Here is a 21,007-nt window from a genome sequence, read left to right as displayed (position 1 = left end):
CCCGGCGCTCCCTTGCGCGAGCCTAATCTGAGTGTCCGCCCCACTGCAGAAATACGCCATGACCGCCATTGCCCCCGCCACACACGAAGATAAGGGCCAGCACTACGACGTCATTCGGGAAGCCTTGCCCGACTGGGTCACCAAGCTGTCGATATCACGCATCAGCGCTTTGAAAGCCAGCCGCAAAACGATTGCGCCCTGGTATAAAAGTGCCTCCTCCCACCAGCATCAATTATTGAAAACCGCGGTTGCCGAACATTGGAAAACCCAAACCCTCGTCGACCAGAAACTCGCCCCGATCACCGATCTCAAAGGCTTCGCCGAGCCGTTGTTAACAGCCGCGCTGAAACAGCAGTACAACCTTGATGTCGATGTGCGCAGTACCTGCCTGCGGCTCTATGCCCCGGCTGACCGGCCATGGTGGGTCATGGATTTTGGCGGTGGCGTGCAAAGCCGTACGGTGTCGCTGCTGGACGCGGCACTGCACAACTTTGCCGACAGCGAGGCGTTCACCGCCGATTCGCAATTTATCACCCTGCCCGACGCCTTGGGTCATTTCGAAGTCCTCCCCCTCAAAGCCCGGCTGTCGATCCAGCAGTTCAAAGCGCTGGTTCGCAACCTGGACATCGGCGCCCAGTACCAACAGCATCTTGAGAACTATCTCGGCCGCACCGCCCCGGTGGTCGAAGGCGTGCTGCGCGCCCGGGTGATGCTCAACCAGCAGGCCGCCCTCACGGTGGCCGCGCGCATGGCGTTGATCAAGGGCGATATCCAGGCGTTGGATCATGCGTTGATCACGGGTTTGATCAAGGGCCAGCAACACCTGATGCTCGACGGCAAGGCCGCGTACTGCCATGACCTCAGCCTGATGGACGCCACCTTGACCGGCGTGGTGCTGATTGCCGCCGACCTGGAAGTCAGTCGCCAGGCAACGCCCGTGATCGCCTATATTCCGGATGACCCGCAGCACCCACTCAAGCGCTATCCCTCGACGGTTGCGTTCATGCAGGCACTGACGGGGCAACTGCGCCAGCCCGACTATCAGCAATTTTTCAGCCGGTTTGTCGAGCATCAGTACCAGGGGCACTTTTTCAGCCAGTTGGACACGCGTTTGAGCCAGGTGAAATGGCATCAGCGCGCGCCCGGCGATCCACAGCCGACCTGGCGTGACACGCCCCTCGACAACCCCAACCTGCAGTTCAGCGGGACGCGTGTGCGCACGCCACTGTGGGAGCATCTGTATCAGCAAAGCCTCAATAAAATCCTCAACGATGCCCGTGAACTTGCGATCGCAACCGCCTACGCGGACCGCATGGCACGTTGGGCCTGGTGGGATAATCTGGAAAAAATCCTCTCGGACATTCTCAACGCGGCGCTGCTAGTGGTGACCCCCTTCGTTCCGTTTCTGGGCGAATTGATGCTGGCCTATACCGCTTATCAACTCGCGGACGAAGTGTTCGAAGGGCTGTTGGATTGGGCCGAAGGCCGAGGGCTGGAGGCCATTGAACATGTGGTCGGGGTCACGGAGAACGTGGTGCAACTGATCGCATTCGGTGCCGCCGGGCACCTGGCCCATCTCAAGCTGTCCGCCTTTGTCGAGGGTTTGAAGCCTGTGACGCTGGCTGATGGCAAAACCCGTTTGTGGCATGCGGACTTGAGCCCCTATGAACAAAAAGCCGTAACCCTGGCCCCCGCCTCGAAACCCGATGCCCAAGGGTTTCACTGGCACGCCGGCAAAAAAATCCTGCGCCTGGAGAACAAACATTACGAGGTCAGCCAGGAACCCGACACTGGCCGGCACCGGATCGCCCATCCACAACGCCCGCACGCCTATCGTCCCGAGGTGGTGCTTAACGGTCAGGGTGCCGTGATGCTGGAGGGCGAAGAACCCAGGGCCTGGGACGACTCACAACTGCTCCAGCGCCTGAGCCCCATCACCGCCACCTGGCCACCTGCACGCCTGCAGCAGTTAGGCGATATCAGTGGCACCGAACCCGGCGCGCTGAGGCATATGTACGCCGAAAACCAGGCACCGCCGCCGCTATTGACCGATACCCTGAATCGCTTCGAACTGCGACAGCACATCGACACGCTCAGTGAACCGTCCGCCGACAACGGTGAAGCCGCTTATTGGTCCGCCGACATGGTAACGCGAATGCCTGGCTGGCCGGCCGATAAAGCCATCGCGGTGTTCGAAGCAGCCGACCTGAGCGGCGAGCCGATGCACCATGGCGCAATGCAGGCAACGCAGGCGTCGACGCTGGCCATCAGCCGTGAAGCGTTATTGGCAGGCCGGTTAACCCCACGAATCGTAGACTTTCTGGACAACGCCGAGCTTACCGCTCTACTCGGCAAGCCCTTGCCCGCCGACAATGAGGCGCGGGCGCAAACCCTGCGTGAACAGCTGAGCCGTTACGTCGCCACACGCAAGGACGATATCTTCGAGCACCTGTACGGTTTCAAACGCCAGTCAAACAGCGCCCACGGGTTGCTGCTGCAACGCCAGTTCCCCGAGCTGCCCGACAGCCTGGCCCGAGTGATACTCAACCAGGCCCGCCCGGCGGAAGTGCAGTTGATGAACGACGAGAAGCGCTTGCCGCTACGGCTCAAGCATCAGGCCAGGGAATTACAGTTCGAAGCGCGAACCACCCACGCGTACGAAGGTTTCTACCCGGGCAACGCGCCCACACCCGATACCGAACGGCTGCTGCTCAACGCGGTGAGAATCCACAGTGACGCGTTCGCCAACCTGCGCCTGAGCATCCGCGAGCAAGTGCCCAGCGGGCACCTGCGTTGCCAGGTCGGTCCGGACGAGGCGGCGACCGATGCGCTGCTGGTACGCACAGCGCCTGGGCAATACGCACGCCATGAAGCCGGCGTCGCTAGCACCTTGGACTTGTATGAAGCCGTGCTACAAGCCCTACCCCGTGGCACCCTGGGCTTCGCGCCGGGTGATGGCGAGGCGTTGCGCCAGTGGCTCACACGCACCCTGCAACCACCTGCCGAACGCCGCACGGTGTTGGCCGAACCGCCGGTCTTCAGCGTCGCCCCCCTAGAGATCCAACATCTGCTGCAAAAGCCGATGTTCAGCGCCCTGCGCCGTAGACTGGGGCGCGCCAGCGTAGACGAGCGCCTCAAGTCGCTGTATCCGACGCTTTGCGAAGAAGATGTAGCGGCCTATGCCCTGTCGCTGGACTCGGCCGAGGGACAGCGTCTGCTCACTGAGCTTGAAACCGAGAAAAAGCACCTGCTCAAGGCACTCAACCATTGGCAGGGGCTGCCGGCTGCCGGCACTCAAAGACGTCGCGCAACACTCCCGGAGCAGTTGTTCAGGAAGCGAGTGACTGCGCTCATACAGAGCAGTTGGGAACAATCGGCCAAGGGGTACGAAACGGATTTCGGCGAACGCCGAGTGGGCAGTGAACTGGACCTGCGTGGAGAAACCATCTACGGGTTTGTGCAAAACTTCCCCCGATTGGACACCGCGTTGAACCACATCACCAACCTCAACCTGGCAGGCACCGACTTCACTGATGCCGACAGCCCGTTCCTGCACAATTTCCCTAACCTGCGTATGCTGGATATCACCGGCAAGCACCTGAAGACTTTTCCATCGGCCATCAGCGGTATGCGTCGACTCACCCATCTGGGCCTGTCCGAAAACCCGATTCGCTGGCGTGCGCAGAACCTGGAACACCTCAGGCAATTACACCACCTGAGGGTATTGATCCTTTCGCACAATGAACACTTGATCACACCGGCGGACATCAGCCGCATGCCGGAATTGCGCATACTGGCGCTCAACAACACGCAAATCCGCGATTGGCCCATAGGGCTGTTCGAGCTGCCCCGCTCTCCCGACTTCAACCTGAATTTGCTGAATACACCGATCACCCAGGTACCGATCGTCGAACCCGGCTCGGCGCAAGCCGAACTGGTGACACGGGCACGCCTGGACAACAACAAGCTGGAGCAAGACGCCGAGGATCGGCTGGTCAGTTACCGGCGCGCCGCGGGCCTGGATCCTTATCGCACCTATCCCCCCCGAGGCAAGCTGGACAGTCAATTCTGGTTCGAACACCTGACACCCGAAATACGCCAGGGATGGCAGGAAATCTGGGACGATCTCGAACGGGAACATGGCTCACAGGGTTTTTTTGAAGTCATCAGAAGCCAGCGACAACCCGCCCCCGACATCGTCCACGACCCGGACGATCTGGCGCGCTACAACCAGAACCTCAGACAATTGCGCACCAATGTCTTGCGCCTGCTAAGGGCCGCCGACAGTGACGAGCAAACCCGTACCGCGCTGTTCAACCTGAGCGCCATGCCGACCCACTGCGCCGATGCGGGCGCCCAGCTGTTCAACGCCATGGGGATCGAAGCCATGAAGCTGGAGGCATGGCGCGAGCCCACTCCTCAAGCCCGCACCGGTGCGCTGGTACGGCTGGCCAGACAAAAGGCGCGGCTGGACAAGGTCAACCAGATTGCCAGACACGATATCCAGACTCGCCTCAACACCCCCGCACTCAATGAGGATGGCAGCGAAGGCCCCCCGTTGCGGCTGACCACCGAAGTCGTCGACGGTGTTCCGGGCACCCTGGATGAAGTCGAAGTGTACAGCGCCTACCAGACCGGCCTGAAGGAGCGCCTGGATCTGCCTTGGTTGGCGGACCACATGCTATACCGCGATGCCGGCGATGTCGCAGCCTGGCAACTGGCCAATGCCTACGACAAGGTCATCGAGGAGGAGCAAGGCGATGGGCTGGTGAACCAAATGCTTGAGCAGTATTTCTGGCGCGACTATTTGCTCAATACCCGTCCCGAGGCGTTCCGACAGATCAAATGCCAGCATGAACAGGCCAGTGAAAGCATCGACGATTTGCGCCTGGCTCAACAGGCTTGGGCCGCCCATGAACAACTGCCACCGGCGCGCAAAAGTTCGACCACCAGCACCGAACTCCGACAGCGTCTGCTCGACCTGGCAGACGCACTGAATGTCGCCCATGAGCAAGTCCTGACCGGCGAGCCTATGACGGAAGAACGGTACTTGAGCCTGTTTCTCAAGAGTTTCTACGACGAACAGGAACTGGGCCGCCGCCTGACTCGTGAGGCCATGGTTGCCGTCGGGTTTTGACCCTCAGCAGGCACCAGGCGTGCCCCTGGTACCTGCAAAAACCTGAACTCAACGCAGAGATGAAAGGCCCATGCAGTGGTTATGTATGGCCGCTGCATTACCCTGGGTAAGTAGTGTAGGTCGAGTCGATTGTTCGATTCACGTGGGGTGCCGTCACCCTCTCTCTACAGGAAACCCAGGTTATGTCGTCACTGCCCCTTCCGCCAACCGAAGACCTGCTACGTCGGTTACCGGTATGTCTCACGGCCATTGAGCATCTGCTCGATGCCCAGCCGGACTTCGCCGCGCTGATGGCCGCCCATTTGCGCCAGGCACTGGCCGACCTTGTGCCCGACACCCCGCTTGATCCCGATGCAGTTTTTCTGAACGAGTATGTGTACGACAGCCCGACGACGGACGCTCCAGACCGCCTCGAACCAAAGCCCCGGGTTACCCGCACGCGTAATCTGACCCAGGTCCTGCAAGAAGCTATTGCCACCGGAAAAATACCGACCGAGCATGCCAAGGAACCGCAAACCGGCGTAGTCGAGCAGGCAGTGGGCTTCTACTCACGCGCTCACGACGCTGGTCGCGACGGCGAACTATCAGCCCTTGAAGTCACGGCCTTCAATCAACTGATCAGCAACCTGCAACACGACAGCCAGGCGCTCTACTTGCGCGAGCTCGACGTGTTCTGGACGTCTGCCCAGGCAACCACCGGCGCCCTCAGCGTGTCCGAAGCCATCAGTCAAAAACAACGCATCGTGTTTGTACTTGAGTCGGATCTGACCACCTACGACGCCCTGCAAGAGGTCGCCCAGGCCGAGCAGGCGTTGCAGGAAAAGCCCACGGACACTCAAGCCCTGACGGACGTTGCCGCAGCCAAGGCCCACCTGAAGGTGTACACCGAGGGCCGGCAGCTGATCGACAACCTGGTGCTCCATGAGACCTCGGGCACCGCCACACGCCCGCAGGTGGTGGCGATCACGTTGTACTCGACGGGCCAGCCCGACTGGTCGGCGGCGCTGAACGGCTGCTTCGTACTCACCGAGCGACTGCACGGCACGCGCCCGACGGTCCTCTACACCCCGCAATTGGGCGTTGAGGTATTCGAGCAGTTCTCCACCATGGAGAACACCCTGCGCAGACGCCTGGTGGCAGGTGCCGAAAAAGGCCGTCTGCTCACCAACATTGCACTCAGCCAGCGGCGCCTTGTGGACGAAGGGTTACGCAGTGGGCAGAACCTGCGCTACACGCCGATCACCGGCCCCGTATTCAGGGCGTGCCTGCAAGCCCAGCGTGACCAGCAAGAGGCCGATATCGATCAAGCCTTCAGCGCCACACCTACCCGGTTTGACACACTGGCGGCCGCGCTGGGCGCCCCCCTGGCACTGCCGCTCAAAGGCAGCCCGAGCTTGAACGCCCGCGTGCCTGCAGCGGTAGACCCGACGACCCTGCCGGCCCTCGCCCACACACCGCCGGACCCTGAACAGCAGGCGCAGTTGATACAGCTTTGGCACTCACTCAACCAGCAGATCGAGTACGTACTGGCCCCCGACAAACATCCTTCGCTGGAGGGTGTGTTGTCAGCCCTGCTCAAGGAGACCTTCCCACAACAGGCCCAAGAAACCGGTTTATATGTCAACCGCTACCGCATCGACGGCGACGGTCAGCGCCATTTTGAATCTTCGCAAAGCCTGTTGGAGGCGCTTTGCGCTTTATTACGCTGGGAGGATGAACCCCAGGAACAAGCGAATCACACCGAAGGTGTCTTCAGCAGCGCCACAGCCTTCAGTGCTGCCGACCAGATCGCGTATACCGGTACACTCACAGCCCTGGCGCAAACCCTGCTGGCCACGTTGAGCGCACACATCACCACTTACTGGCACACGCCCATAGCGCCTGAATTGGCCTGCCCACAAGCCAGATTGATAGAGGTGCACCGTCAAGCCCTGGATGTACAGGCGCGCCTGGGCATGGCCGACAATACGTTGAGCCCGCAGGCCAGACGGTTGATTGATCGCGTGCTGCAATGCCCAACCCTGGCCCGTCGTGAAGCCCGCTTCAGCCACGGAAACCGCCCAGGGGTGTATCAATTAACGCTGAACACCGGTGATGCACAGGGCGTACGCCTGGCCGGCAGCTTCGTCCTGACCTCCAGCGACGGCTCCAGCCCGGTACATCCCCATTGGCCCAATGGTCATAAAAATCTCAGTACCCATAAAGCTGGAGAGGGTACGGTCGTGCTGTTTACCCCGAGCCAGGGCTTTGAAGAATTTGCCACCCTGCAAACACTGCACGACACCCTGAAGGCCCGCATCGATGCCGGTGACGACACGGGCAGATTATTGATCGCCAGCGTGCCGCTGTTGGTACTGCGCGGCAAAACCGGGTTATGGGGCAGTGACCTGCGCAACACCTTTGCACCGATAGCCAGTGATTTTGTCGCCGACAACATTCAAGCGTTACTGGACAAGCAGCAGTCCGACATCGAAGCCATCCTGGGCCTGTCCGAGGGTAAACCCGATCCGCAGAGCAATGGCCGTGTAGAACTGGTCGAGCTGTTGGACATGGCAGAGCCCTTTGTGGCACGCAACCAGCGGCTGTTGGAGCATTGGCGATCGGACTGGGAGAAGCGCCTGAGCCCAGCGGACCAGAAGGCGCTGCAAGACCACCTGCGCAGCGCAGACGAGAAACAGAACGAACTGAGCAAACAGTGGCACGCGCTGATTCCCACACTGGCCGGGTACGCCAGGCAACGGGTGCTGTTGAAGATACGCGCGTTGCTGCCAGACCATCGCGCACAGGACATTGACCCGGACCAGACGATGGTCATCCGTACCACGCGAACCCGTATCAGTGCCGGTGCCGGTTTTGGCTCAGTGCATGAACGAGTGGTGCCAAGTCGCGTCAGCCTGACCAACCTGCTGCTGCAAAACAACAAGCCATGGAGCAGGAGCTTATCCTGGACAGAGGACGACACATTGCAAGCCAACCTGACCACCGCGCAGGGCAACTGGCTGCGTAACGCCCAAGGTGAAGTCATCACCGTGGACAAGGAGCGCCTCCAAGCGTGGGTCAAAGAGCTGAATATCGGTCACGAGTACACCGAGAACATCCTCAAAAAACACCTCGCACCCCACACCGATACGGCCGTGAAAAAAGCCTGGATGGCGAGCCAGGCGGCCGCCCTGGACTATGCAGCCTTGTTGGCTCGCTTGAGTCCGGATGCCTACAGCACAGTATTGGCCAGTGACCCCGTTCAAAACAAAGGCGCCGCCTGGGTGGCGGCCGTACTCGCCGCCACAGACCCCAAGGTACGCCAACCGGTCGACGGGCAGGCAATCGTCGCCAATGCCCTGATGTTCAATCCCGCCAGCGACGCGCCCGAGGGGCGCGGTGGGCAGACCGTGAACGGGGTTTTGATACTCTCCACCGCCGTCGATGAAATGCTGGTGCTTTATACCCCGCATGCGCCCGACAGCGTGGAGCTCAGGGAAGTCGCCAGCGAGGCTGAGCTGATCAAGCTGATGCGCACTTCGGCCTGGCAGGCTTACCTGCTGGCACGTTTACCGGCGAACACGCGCTTGCTCAATCATCGCCTGGTCGCCCATCCAGGCGATGTGCTGGAGGGCTTGTACCGGCAGAATTACCTGTATTTGCTGGACAAAACCGATACTGAAAGCGTGACCAATGAGGAATTGGCCTACCAATCCACGCTTAACAAAGTGATGTTCGGCATTGAAGTCGTCATGACCGTGCTCGGCGGGTTCCCCTGGGGTGGGCATCTGACCTCTTCGGCCTTGCGCTGGGTGGGCCGAATGGGCAAGACCACGGTCCAGGCCCTACGCAAAGTGGGGCAAAGCGTTGCAGGGTTGATTGTACGTCGCGGCGGGAAGGGCCAGGTTCTGTTCGAGTTCGCAACGGCCACCACCACTGTCACTGGCGCCATTCGCACCGCCGGTATTGGTATCAAGCCGTTACAGATGCTACTGCGGCCCGCAAGAAACACGCGCAAGCCCGACCTGACGGCCTATGAGTCAGCCTTCCGACAAGAGTCTCCGGCCCTGGTGGTCAAGGATGGCATTCCGGCCGGCTCATCGTTGTCCGAAGGCACAGGCATCTATCGCACACCGAGCAATCCCCCCACCTGGTTGGTCCGCGCCGCCGATGGGCAGGGTAAAGAGCAGGTATTTCGGATTCAGAATTCGTTCAAGCTCTACGACCCCCATGGGTTGGTGGCCCCGGTACTCACCCCCCGCGCAGGCGTCACGCCTTTCAAGCTGCGTAAACTGGCCAATCAACGCTGGGAGTTGGACACGTTGAACCGCGTGCCCGGCGGAGGGCCAAAAGTCGACAGCACCGTCACCGTTGCTCTTAGGGATTGGAACGCGCAGGTCGTGGCCAATGCCCAGTCAGCCAATCCGCTGACAACGCTCAACCCAGCCGATTTTTTCAAAAGCCGAGCGATCGCAGTCAAGACCTGGAACAAATATGTAAGGCAAAGCGGCGAGATAAACGCCGCGGGTTTAGCCAAAATCGGCCCCGCGCCCGCACAAGGGTACGCAAAGTTTACCGACGACCTTTTCAAGACGTGGACAGGCCTGGGTGATGAAACCTCGCAAGCAGCGCAGGCCTTTGTCAGGGCCCATCATATCAGCCCAACCGTGTGGGCAAGGTACGTGACGAAGGGCGGCAAGTTGACCGAGCCAGGCATGACCCGATCAATAAGGCTGGCCAATCTTCCATCGGGTAAGAGAAGCAAGATCACCGATCAACACCTTCTGGACTGGGACAGGCTGTACCTGCGACCGGAAGTCCCGAGAACCGCGCCCATCACAAAAGCGCAAGTGATGAAATATGCATTTGATAATGGCCTTCACATCGACTCCTGGATGAAATACGTATCCCCCAAGGGAGGCGCTTTCCTCAGGCACAACCCGGCTCAATCGGCGCGACTTGAGCGCCTGGGAATTCCCTCCACTGCGCCGCAGACAGCCCCTCTCGACCTCTCAGCGGCAGGCCCGTCCGCCCAGGCTCCGGCCTGAACGCGCGTGCTTGACCCGCACCTTCACCCGCGCTTTCACCCGCGCTTTCACCCGCACTTTCACCCGCACTTTCAATAGTTACCGCCGACACAACCCGCCCCCACCCCATGCTGATAGTTCACTCCATCAGCATGAGGACCTTGCCAATGAGCACGTCGAACACACCAGCAGCATCACCGACGCCTCAAGAAATACGTACTCACCTGCTTGAAATCGATCCAGCGCTGCGTACTCAAACCCAGGCGCCTGCCGTATTCCCCTCTGAACGGCCTGCACGGCAAAAGCTGAATGCTGCCTGCCTTCTGATCGCTACCCGACGCCTATCGGCTCAAGCGCCACTCGCTGCCAATTTTTCACGTTCATCCCTGCCCGGCCTGAGTGCCGTGCGGCCCTTGGCTGTTCCTCTAAAGGCAACCTGACCATGTTATTCGAGTCTCCTTATCACCACGCTGCAAGCCATGCAGAAAAGGGTATTCACTTTGACTTTATCAAGCGTGCAATACCCGATTGGCTCAGTTCGACAACGCTGGCCCGCGCTCGCGCGGTGCAGGCCGCGAGCCCTTACGTCTATACACGAATCACCTCCATCGACGAAGCCCTGAACAGTGTTTCCAAAGAGGCCATGGCCGCGCATTGGACCTCCAGGAACACCGTGGATGAAACATTCAAGTACGTAAAAGACGTTTATACCTTCGCCGAGCCCCTGCTCAAAAAAGCCTTACGGGAATACGGCAACATTGATGTAAAAAACACCTTTATTCGTCTTTATGCCCCCGCTAAAAACGGCTGGTGGGCCATTGGCGTACGCAAAGGCGTAACCAGCCGGACCGTATCGTTATTGGACGCAGCCCTGCATAATTTTTCTGCCAGTGAGCAATTTTCCGACGTTGCGTTCTTGTCCAAGGCGGACGCTCAAGGCCAGCAGGACATTCTCCAGCTCACCTCGCGCACCAGCGGCCAACCCTTGACCGCACTGGGCTTTAAAAGGCTGTGCCGCAGCCTGAATATCGGCCTGCAATACCAGACGCGGCTATTGAAAGTCCTGGGGTTCAACAATCAGGTGCAGGCCGACAAATTACGCCTCAAGGTGATTGCCTGCGATAAGGCAGCGCTGAAAAACGCCGCCTGTATCGCCCTGTCGCAACAGCATATCCAAGACGATGCCCGGCGCTTGCTCTTCGACATCGCTGAGGGCAAGCCGGCCCCGGCCCTGGGTGGCATTGCGGTGCAGTACTACAACCTGAGCCTGCTGGATGCGCAACTGAGCGGCATTGTGTTGATTGCCGCGCCACAAGGCAGCGATAAACACATCAAACGCTTGATTGCCTATATCCCCGAGGACCCCGAGCATCCGTTGAAGGAGTACGCCTCACCGGTCGCATTCATGAACGCGTTGACGCGCCAATTGCGCGACAGTCCCTCGCCTCAGGATGAAACAGGCCAAACGCCGACCAAGGCCACCTACCGGCAATTCTTCAGTCAATTTATCGACCACAAACAACGCGGGCACTTTTTCGCTGAACTGCAACGCCGCTTGTACACAGTGCAGTGGCATCAGAAGGCACGCACCGACAGCGGCCCCAGCTGGCAAACCCTCAAGGTCGACACGCCGCAGTTGCACTTCAGCGTGCAAGACATCTTTGACGATTACCAGAACCGCCCGCCCTCAGGCCACTCCGAGCCCGATACGCTGTGGCATTACCTGTATCGGGTCAGACTCAACAAGATCGTCAACGATACCCGGGAAATTGCCATCACCACCGCCTATGCAGACCTGATGGCGCGCTGGGCCTGGTGGGACAACCTGAGCAAGATCCTGTCGGACATCTTTAACGCCGCGCTGCTGGTGGTCACCCCGTTCGTGCCGTTCCTGGGAGAGTTGATGCTTGCCTACACCGCCTACCAGGTGGCCAACGATGTGTTCGAAGGTATCGTTGACTGGGCGCAGGGCAAAGGGCTGGAAGCTGTCGGTCACGCCATGGCGGTCGTGGAGGCGGTGGTGCAGTTGGGCGGTTGGGCGGCGGCAGGAACTCTCGGCCAGACCCTCACCCTCAAGCTATCGCCATTCGTCGAGAGCCTGCACCCGGTGGAGCTGGCCAGCGGCGAAAAACGCTTGTGGAACCCTGACCTCTCGCCCTACCTGCAGAACATCAGCCTGCCCAAAGACACCCGGCCTGACGCACAGGGTGTGTATCAACACGCTCGAAAACAATGGCTGGTACACGCCGACAAGCACTACCAGATCGAACCGGACAAGCAACTGCTGCACCATCGCATCGTGCACCCCGGCCGGCCGGAGGCCTATCAACCGAAGGTGCGACTCAATGGCAACGGCGCCTGGGTGCGTGAAGGTGAACAGCCGCGCAGTTGGGACGACACTGCGCTGATGCGCCGTATCAGCGCCACCACTCAGGGGCTCACCCCTGAACAGCTCGAACAGGTGCGTACCATCAGTGGCAGCGAGCCCGACCATCTACGCCATATGTACCTGCGCAACCGGCCGACCCCACCGCTGCTGGCCGATAGCATTGAGCGTTTTCGCGCCGGCCGGTTGGCCGACGAATCCGCCCGCAAGCTGCGCACGGGCCAGACACTGGAGCCGTACTCCTACTGGTTCGAACAGGCCGTCACCGACCTGCCCGGCTGGCCGCCAAGCAAGGCCCTGGAGGTGTTTCACAACAGCGACCTGAGCGGCGAATCGCGCAAGTATGGCGATGCCACCGCCCTGCCGGCCGACACGCTGGCCCTCAGCCTGGCCGACGTAATGGCTGCCAAACTGCCGGAGCGTGTCCTGGGTTTTCTCGACGAACAGCAGGTCAATACGTTGCTGGGCGAAACCTTGCCCAAGGCACAACAGGACCAGGCGCTGCGCAATAAACTGGCGGACTACGTAGACGGCTTTGGCGGGCACATCGCCAATAGTCATTATCAACTGGGCCAAGCCAGCAGCGATCCGCACATCGCCCTGCTGCGCCAGACCTGTCCCGAACTGCCCCTGAGCAGCGCCAACGCCCTGCTCAAACAGGCATGGCCCGAAGAACTAAAGGCAATGACAGACGAACAGCGCCTGCCCCTGCGCCTCAAAACCCTGGCTGGGGAGCTGGACTTCGACACCCAGGCGAGCCGCGCAGTCGAAGGGCTCTACCCGCCGCAGCAACCGTCTGCGCAGAGCGAACGGCTGGTGCTCCACACCCTGCGCCTGCACAGCGATTCGCTCAGCAACCTGAGAATCGACATTCGTGAAAACAGCCCCATCGGCGCCTTGCGCTGCAGCGTCGGTGAAAGCGACGCCTCCCACGCCCGCACCTTGGTGCGCGACGCCCAAGGGAATTATCGGGTGTTCGACGCTGATGGCAAATCGCTGAACCCTGCAGCAGACCTGTACGAGTCCCTTCTCTGGACCCTGGCGCAGGTTCCGGACCGCACCCCGCCCTTTGCCGGCAGCGAAGGCGAGAAGCTCAGGCAATGGGTCATCAACCACAATCAGGCCCCGGCCGAGCGACGCCTGGCATTGGCTGAACCGCCCGTGCGGATGCGGCCCGGCCCCGAGACCGAGGTGCTCCTGGGCGGAGGCGTATCTTGCAAAATGAGCCGAACCGACAGCTATGACAGGCAGCCCAAAACGATTGAGGAGCGCATCAAGCTGTTGCTCCCCAACGTCAGCGACGAGGGCCTGCCACGCTTATCGCACACGCTGTCGACGCTCGAAGGCCAGCAAAAACTGGAGCACATGGAGTCACAAAAAGAACAATTGTTCAAACAGCTCGATACCTACATCAAAGGCCCGACGCGCTGGGAAGGCACGCCCCTGGAGCCCGAAGTGCGCCACCGCCGGGCAGAATTGGCAACCACCCTGTACGACGGCTGGAGCAACAGCCTGACGGTTCACCTGGACGAAAGCTTCGGCCACCGTCGCGGCATCGCCCTCGACTTGTTCAACACCAATATGCCCGATGAGCTACCGACCCTTAGCGTGCCGCTGAACCACATCAGCGACGTGGACCTGCGCGGTTGCGAGTTTGCAGACAGTCACGCCGCCTTTCTCGACAACTTCCCTCATCTGCGCGACCTGGACCTGAGCGATAACCGCATCACCAAGCTGCCCGAGACCCTCGGCAACCTCAAACGCCTGCGGCGCTTGCACCTGGAAAAAAATGCCCTGGTGCTGGATGACTCGGCCATTGCCACGCTCAAGCGCCTCAAGCGCCTCAAACAGCTTGAGATGGCCGGCAACCCATTGGGACAACCCCCGGATATCAGCCAGATGCCGAACTTGACCTTGCTGAACCTGCGCAATACACACATCAAGGATTGGCCTGCCGGGCTCGTGGGCCAATCCCGCCCCCGGGGCTTCCTATTGGACCTGAGCGAGAACCCGATTACCCAGTTACCGCATGTCAGGCCAGGCTCGGATGATGCCCACATTATCGCCCGCACCCGGTTGGACCAGAGCAAGCTCACCTTGGACTTTCAGGACTTGCTTGCTCAATACCGCGAGTCCGCAGGGCTGGACCCGCTGCGTTCCTACGCCCCCAAAGGCGACAGCGCGCCCTGGCTCAGCTACATCAGGCCTCAAGAGAGGGAGCGGCATCGGCAACTGTGGAATGACATTGAAAAGGAACCCGGCTCCCAGGGCCTGTTTGAAGTGATCAAATCCCTCGAAGAGCCGGATGCGTTTCAAACCGAAGGTGATCGCCTGGCCTACCAGAGCAATCACCCTGATTTGAGCCGGCGCGTCTGGCGTCTGCTGAGGGCGGTCGAGGTTGACGCTCCACTGCGTGACCGCGTGTTCAAAGATACCCGCTACCCTGGGTTGTGCCCCGACGCAGGCGCGCAGATTTTCCAGAAACTGGGCGTCGAAGTACTCGCCAGCGAAGCGTATCGCACCAGCACCTCGCCAGAGGAACTCGAGGCCAGGCTGGCGGTACTGGCCCGCGGCGCCGCCCGCGACTCGCTGATGGGCAATGCCATTGGTGAGGATGTCGCCCACCGTCTCAAACCCAAAGAACTGGGTGGGCTCGGTCAACGGCTATGGTCGGTGGTGATCAACGGCGAGCATGGCGAGGTCGACGAAGCCGGCATTCACCTGGCCTATCGCACCACATTGGCCGAGCGCCTGGACCTGCCATGGCTCAGCGACCATATGGTCTACCGCCAAGAAGCTGATGTGACGCTTGAGCAGATCGAAACCGTTGCCAATGCGGTGACCCTGCAGGAAGCAGGCGACGGGCTGGTGAACCAGATGCTGCTGCAAAGCGGTTGGGAGGACTACCTCACGCAGCACAACACTATCGCCTACCGGAACAATGAAACCACCTTCGACCTGAAATTCGCCCAGCTCGACGCGTTGCAAACGCTGCAAGGGCAATACGCAGCCTCGCAGAACCTGCCCGAGGCCGACCTGGCCTCCCTGCGGGTACAACTGCGCAACCTGGCACAGGCGCTGGAGGTGGACGAAGCCGGCGTGTTGTCCGGCAACCCCATGAGTTCGACGCAATACGACACAACGCTCAACGAGCTGGGGTACCGTCACAACCAGTGGCTGCGGGACCTGACCCGCGAGGCGTTGACGCGCGCCGGGGAGCGTAAGAACCGGGAGTAAGTCCAATCGCGGCACCGCCCCTCCCACAGGCGAGGGGCGGTGCCTGGTCATGCCTACACCTCGGAATCCCAGATCACCGTGATGTTGCCCGAGTAGGTCCGCGACTCACCCACCTTGAGCATCTTCTCCACCTCGTCGCGCCCAATCTCGAAATGCAAGGTGCTGGGCTTGCGTTCCACGTACTGGGTCGGCTGGAACAGCTCCGTGCCCACGCCATCGCGGCGCAGCGGCTGACGGCTGACCGGGCGCCCGACCGGGTCGGTGAGACCGAAGGGCAAGGTCACACTGACGTTCACCGGCACCGTCTCACCGGAAACGCTATCGCGAACCCGACAGTCGTTGTCGGCTTCGGCGTACTGGCAATCGAGGCCCATCTTGAAGCGCGAGGAGGCATAGAGGTTAACGGTCTGGTCCCTGAACAACCGGGTCGGTTTGCGGCCCTGGTTCAACCAGGCTTGCCAGCCACCTTGGGGGACCAACTCGATGTTCGTGCCACCGGGTGGGATGTCCACCTTGAGTTCATGTTGCACGTCCAGGGTGAAGTCCAGGGTGATCTGGCCATCACTGGAGGGTGTCATGTTATCGCCGAAGTCGAAATCCGCACCCGCGCCGCCGACGGAGTAAGTGATGCTGCCCACGTATTGCCCGCTCGCCATGCCCAAGGGGTTGGGCGTAATCAATTCGTAGGCGTACTCCATGCTGAAGTAATTGAACCAGGCAATGTCGACTGAGGGCACACGACTGCAGGCGCCGGCATCGCGGGGTACGACCCAGAAAAAAGACGCATAGCTAGCCGATGCAGCCAGATGCCGGGTGCTTAAACAGGGAGTGGGCGCGGTCGACCACTGGCTTCCCCAACTGGCTCCAGGTTGTGCCCATGCAGAAACGCCCGGAGGCCTGGGCATAGTCCAGAGCGACCCGACACCGGCAATACGCACCTGTACGGTTTCCAACTCCCCGGTCTTGGTGTGGCGTACGTCCACATTGCGGAACGATGAGGGCACCTTGAAATAAGCCCCGGCGCGCGGGTCTGAGTGGTTGGCGACAATCGGCACGTGCGAACTGGCTTTAAAGCTATCGAAGCGCAGGCTGAAAATACCCAGCGCCTTGCATTGCGCCGGTATGTGGGCCAGGCAAATAGAGCTTTGCGCGGTGGTGTTGTCGAACTTGTTTTGCATGGGGTTGGCCGGGTTGGGCTTGAACAACGCGGTGATGTACTGAGTATCGGCACTCGCAGGTACCGCGAGTGCCCCCCACAACGTACTCGTCAAACCGACGGCAACTGCCGTTTGCTTCAATGTCTTCAGGGTCATCGTTAATCTAGTCGTCATAGAGACCTCAAGGACTCAACGCATCAAAAATGATGTGCACACTGCCAAAGTACTGGCCCGGTACGTAATCCTTCTCGGGCTGTACGGCGGCGATCAGCAGCGGCACACGTTTACCGGCCTTGGCCTCGTCCGCCGGCACCACCTGGGTATCGTTCTGGTCCAGGCGGTGACCGTTGAAGGTCACCTCCAGGGCGATCAAATCGGTGCCGTTGGACAATACGGGCGCAAACGCTAGGCGCGCATTGATGCCCCCGAGAACGTTCTTCACATCGAAGCTTTCGCGCAACGGGGTGAGGCGTCCGCTCACCGTGTTGTAGTGCATGACCTGCTCGCGCTCGAGAAAGCCCGGATTGACCGGCAGCACGTAAAAGGCGCTGGAGGGCACTTGCACCGAGACATGGAACACCGCTTCTTCACGAGCGGCGAACGCTGAAACACTGAGCAGGCTCAGAATGCTCCACACCCTCACTCGCCACCTTGAGCGCACGCTCCTCAAGCGAGGCTCTCGCATCGCGCTGTTCACCCTTTCACCTCATGATTTTTGTGTGCGTCGCCTTCCACCAACTTGAACCGGTACTCGCGGCCCTGCTCTTTGTCGAAGCTAAAGGTACGCCCCGGCAACACATGATTTTTGGTGGTGGGGTAACAGTCATCGGGCTTGCCGGCCACGCAGCTTTTGAACTCATCGACCTCGATCACGCTGTTGCCGTTATTGCGCACGACATATTTGGGGCCGCCGTTTTCAATCCGGGTGTCAAAACGGGTGTCCCGGGGTCGCACGAAAAACACCGTGCCGTAACCGGCCAGTACGTTGACGCCAGCCTGCAAGGTGTTTTGGTAAGCTTCACGCTCTTGCTCGGAGACAGCGAACGCATCTTCCTTCTCAGGTACCACGGGGATATAACGCACGCGGAAGTAACGCTCTTTGCTCCGCTCGCCCATGTACACCAAGCGTGTACCCTGCATGCCGTTGGCCGGCACGATCAGCCGGGCCGGGCTGGCCATCAATCCATCACGGGCGCTGCTGTCGTTCTGAGACTCAAGCGGCACTTCCTTGGCCACGCCTCGCTCGTTGTAGAGGATTTCCAGAATCTCGACCTTTACGAACGCGGTGCTGGTGCCGCCGTTGAAAATGCGCTTGAGGTAGGTGCTTTTATCACCGTCCAGGTAGTCATATACCACCCCGACATTGATACTGGGGCCGGCCAGGACCCCTGGGGCCAACAGGCAAAAACCAATGACTGACAGCAATCGTTTCATTGTTGTGAACCTCATCGAATAACAGGCGCAGGCGGTCAACCACCTGCTCATTTCAGCACCATCAGCCAGCAGCACCCGGCGCCACCAGGGCATCGGCCAAGGTGTCTTGGCTACAGCGCAAATCACCGATCATCAGCACATCGTTCTCGCTGCGGGCCTTGCTCGGGTCAAGGCGGAACTGGCACAGCAACTCGGTGCCGCGGCGTACTTCCAGGGTCGGCGAACCGGCGTTCATTTCCATGGAGAAGAAGCCGTCTACCTCGCTGACGCCACGGCTGGCGTGGTTGATGATGTGATGGCCCTTGAGCGGCTGGCCTTGAGGGTCGATCAAGCGGCCCAACACAGTCACGGTTCTCATCACGCTGATCTTGCGGTACTCCACGCCGCCCTTGTTCAGGTGGTAGGGGGTTCGCGCGGGCTGGATGACGGCGGCGGGTGGGTGGTTGCCTTCAAAGTCGAAGGCCACCGAGCTGCTCTTGTAGGCGGTAATGGGCACGAAGTTGCGGCCTGGCCGCAACGCCACGCTGAAGCCGCTCATGTCATCGGCGCGCAGGGCGATGTCGTCCACATCGGTCTCCACATCAATGATCATTCCCGAGCCGCTGCCCTGGTACTGACTGGTCATCACCATTTTCTGCGCGCCCACGGCGAGGGTGCTGTTGAGGTTGAGGCCACCGGTCAAATCGCCGTTATAGGACGATCGCTGGGCAAAGGCATCACCCAACAGGGTATCGGTGGCAAAGCTGGTCATGCTTGACAGGCCCACGCCGTAGACATCGGTCAGCGCGGTGATCGAGACGCTCTGCAGAGTGTGGTCCTTGAGGTCTTTGCGGTAAGTCAGCGACGCGTTGTTGTCACGCTGGCCTTCACGTGCGGTACGCGACCCGACACTGCCGGACCAGCTTTCTCCCGGGCCGCCAAGGGACAGGTTGAGGGTCAGGTCGACGCCACGGTTGCGCTTGTCGCTGACGCTCCCAGTGGAAGGACGATCAAACACCGACAGGCGCCAGTTGGCATCGCTGCCGAACAACATGTCTTGACGGGTCCAGCCCAGGTCCAGTCCCACCCCTTCGACATTGCCCTGGCTGTGGGATACGCGGGCGTTCACCGAATTGCGGTTGGCCAGCCGGTGGTTGATCGACAGCGACGAGGTGCTGGTCTGGCCGACAAAGGTGTTGCGTTGGCGAAGGCGAGTACCGTCGGGCAGGGTTTCATAGGTGTTACGGGTATCGAGCCAGCTACGGTTGTGGCTCGCAATCACGCTGCCCATGCCGTAGCTGTAGAGCCCTTGCACGTCCATGCCGGTGCCGTAGTCGCGGGTCTGGTAGAAGTTGGCATAGACACTGGCGCCCTGGGCAATGCTCCAGTCGATGGAGCTGCCCAGTTGCAGACGGTCCTGCACCTGGCGTCCCGACAAACCGAGCACCACGCGCGGATGCAGCAGGTAGTTGACCGAGGCGCCGGCGGTCATGTCGCCCTTGTCGCGTTGCTCCCAGTTGTTGAGCAGCGTGCTTTCACGCCCGGCAAACAGGTTGTAGCGCCAGCGCTCGTCATGGTTGCGCCAGTTATTGGGCTTGTACACCAGCTCCTGGGTGGTGGACGTCACCTGACCGTCTTCGATCAGGCGCACTTGCACTTCATAGATACCGCCCGGCAAAGGCCGCGTGTCGAGGGTCTGCAAGCCGGCCGGCACTGGCTGGGTGTTGATCAACAAACCATTGCGATAGATCTCTACCGAGCCCTGGCGATTGGAGGTGACGTAGATCGGGTAGACGCTGGGCTTGGGGTTGTTCATCGCCAGGCTGTCGGAGCTGCCGACCATCACCCCGACGGCGATGTCCGGTGCCGCGCCGAACGAACGGACTTGGCGGTTCAGTCCTTCGGAGTTGGGGGTGAAATACCCCAGGCGCAGGAACTGGCCCTCGAACTCACGTTGGGCGTAGGCCGAATAGAGTGCGTGGTAAAGCTGGGTGTCCGGCCCGCCAAGGCGCGCCAGTTGAAAATTCAGGGTCTGGCTCCAGTTGCCCAGGCTGCTACTGGCTTCGATGCCGTAACGCCCACCCAGGTCCTGGTTCTGTCCGCCATTGAGGTTCAGCTGGTTGTTGATAATCAGCCCGGTGCTGCCGCCGTCGGGTTGGGTGTAATACTGCTGTGGGGCAGCATCCCGCTCGGCATTTTCGGTGAGAATGGAAACCAGCGAGTTTTCCAGGTTGTAATGCACCGCCAGCAGCTGTTCAGGGCAGTTTTGAGTGCATTGGCCCAAGGGAATACCGGGCGTGAGGTAGTTCTCCCACGTATCACGCTCAGTGCCCGTGATCGGGCTGTCGCTGTGGTCAGTGAACTCCAACAAGGTGATCCGGTCATCGCGGGTCAACACAATCATTGCTTCGCCCACGAACTGTTGATCCCGCTCGACCCGTACCGCCAACGGCACATCAAAGAAATGCTCTTCGAAATCGCTCGGTAAACCTTTGGCCTGAGACAGCAAACTGCGCGGGGTGTAATTGTTATCAGGCGCGGCCATAACGACCGGACAAGTAACCAGCGCTATCGCTGTCACGAGAGGTCTAAAAGGGAACATGAACTCAATTCTCTGTTGACGAACTGCGGATTAATTGAAAGCCGGCTGCGCGAAGCAGCCGGCGCTTTC

7 protein-coding genes are annotated in these 21,007 nt (G+C 60.4%); 3 read left to right on the top strand and 4 right to left on the bottom strand.

The features are described 5' to 3' along the window. Positions 1–31 precede the first annotated feature (31 nt). The 3 genes from PspCFBP13528_RS05520 to PspCFBP13528_RS05510 all read left to right on the top strand — a co-directional run bounded on the left by PspCFBP13528_RS05520 (position 32) and on the right by PspCFBP13528_RS05510 (position 15,766). A complete protein-coding gene (locus tag PspCFBP13528_RS05520) occupies positions 32–5,137 on the top strand; it encodes a DUF6543 domain-containing protein (protein WP_137199776.1) in 5,106 nt (1,701 codons plus the stop codon). Between the two features lie 182 nt (positions 5,138–5,319). Beyond that, complete coding sequence (locus tag PspCFBP13528_RS05515) at positions 5,320–10,164, top strand: DUF6543 domain-containing protein (RefSeq protein ID WP_137199775.1); 4,845 nt, start codon at positions 5,320–5,322, stop codon at positions 10,162–10,164. A gap of 421 nt (positions 10,165–10,585) precedes the next feature. Then, the gene (locus PspCFBP13528_RS05510) at positions 10,586–15,766 is read left to right on the top strand and encodes a DUF6543 domain-containing protein (protein WP_137199774.1); all 5,181 of its coding nucleotides are present in this window, start codon (positions 10,586–10,588) and stop codon (positions 15,764–15,766) included. 53 nt (positions 15,767–15,819) lie between these two features. Here PspCFBP13528_RS05510 and PspCFBP13528_RS05505 read toward each other — a convergent pair whose 3' ends face one another. The 4 genes from PspCFBP13528_RS05505 to PspCFBP13528_RS05490 all read right to left on the bottom strand — a co-directional run bounded on the left by PspCFBP13528_RS05505 (position 15,820) and on the right by PspCFBP13528_RS05490 (position 20,938). Next, positions 15,820–17,097 (bottom strand): hypothetical protein, encoded by a 1,278-nt coding sequence (locus tag PspCFBP13528_RS05505; protein WP_137199773.1) that lies wholly within the window; start codon positions 17,095–17,097, stop codon positions 15,820–15,822. 7 nt (positions 17,098–17,104) lie between these two features. Continuing rightward, the gene (locus tag PspCFBP13528_RS05500; RefSeq protein ID WP_241669064.1) at positions 17,105–17,560 is read right to left on the bottom strand and encodes a CS1 type fimbrial major subunit; all 456 of its coding nucleotides are present in this window, start codon (positions 17,558–17,560) and stop codon (positions 17,105–17,107) included. Between the two features lie 56 nt (positions 17,561–17,616). After that, positions 17,617–18,357 (bottom strand): molecular chaperone, encoded by a 741-nt coding sequence (locus PspCFBP13528_RS05495; RefSeq protein ID WP_137199771.1) that lies wholly within the window; start codon positions 18,355–18,357, stop codon positions 17,617–17,619. A gap of 61 nt (positions 18,358–18,418) precedes the next feature. After that, on the bottom strand, positions 18,419–20,938 hold the full coding sequence (locus tag PspCFBP13528_RS05490) for a CS1-pili formation C-terminal domain-containing protein (RefSeq protein WP_137199770.1): 2,520 nt from the start codon (positions 20,936–20,938) through the stop codon (positions 18,419–18,421). Positions 20,939–21,007 lie beyond the last annotated feature (69 nt).

Origin of the sequence: Pseudomonas sp. CFBP13528, from assembly GCF_005233615.1 — a bacterium.
In the GTDB taxonomy this organism is placed as follows: Bacteria; Pseudomonadota; Gammaproteobacteria; order Pseudomonadales; family Pseudomonadaceae; genus Aquipseudomonas; species Aquipseudomonas fluorescens_AM.
This window is presented reverse-complemented; position numbering and strand designations above follow the sequence as displayed.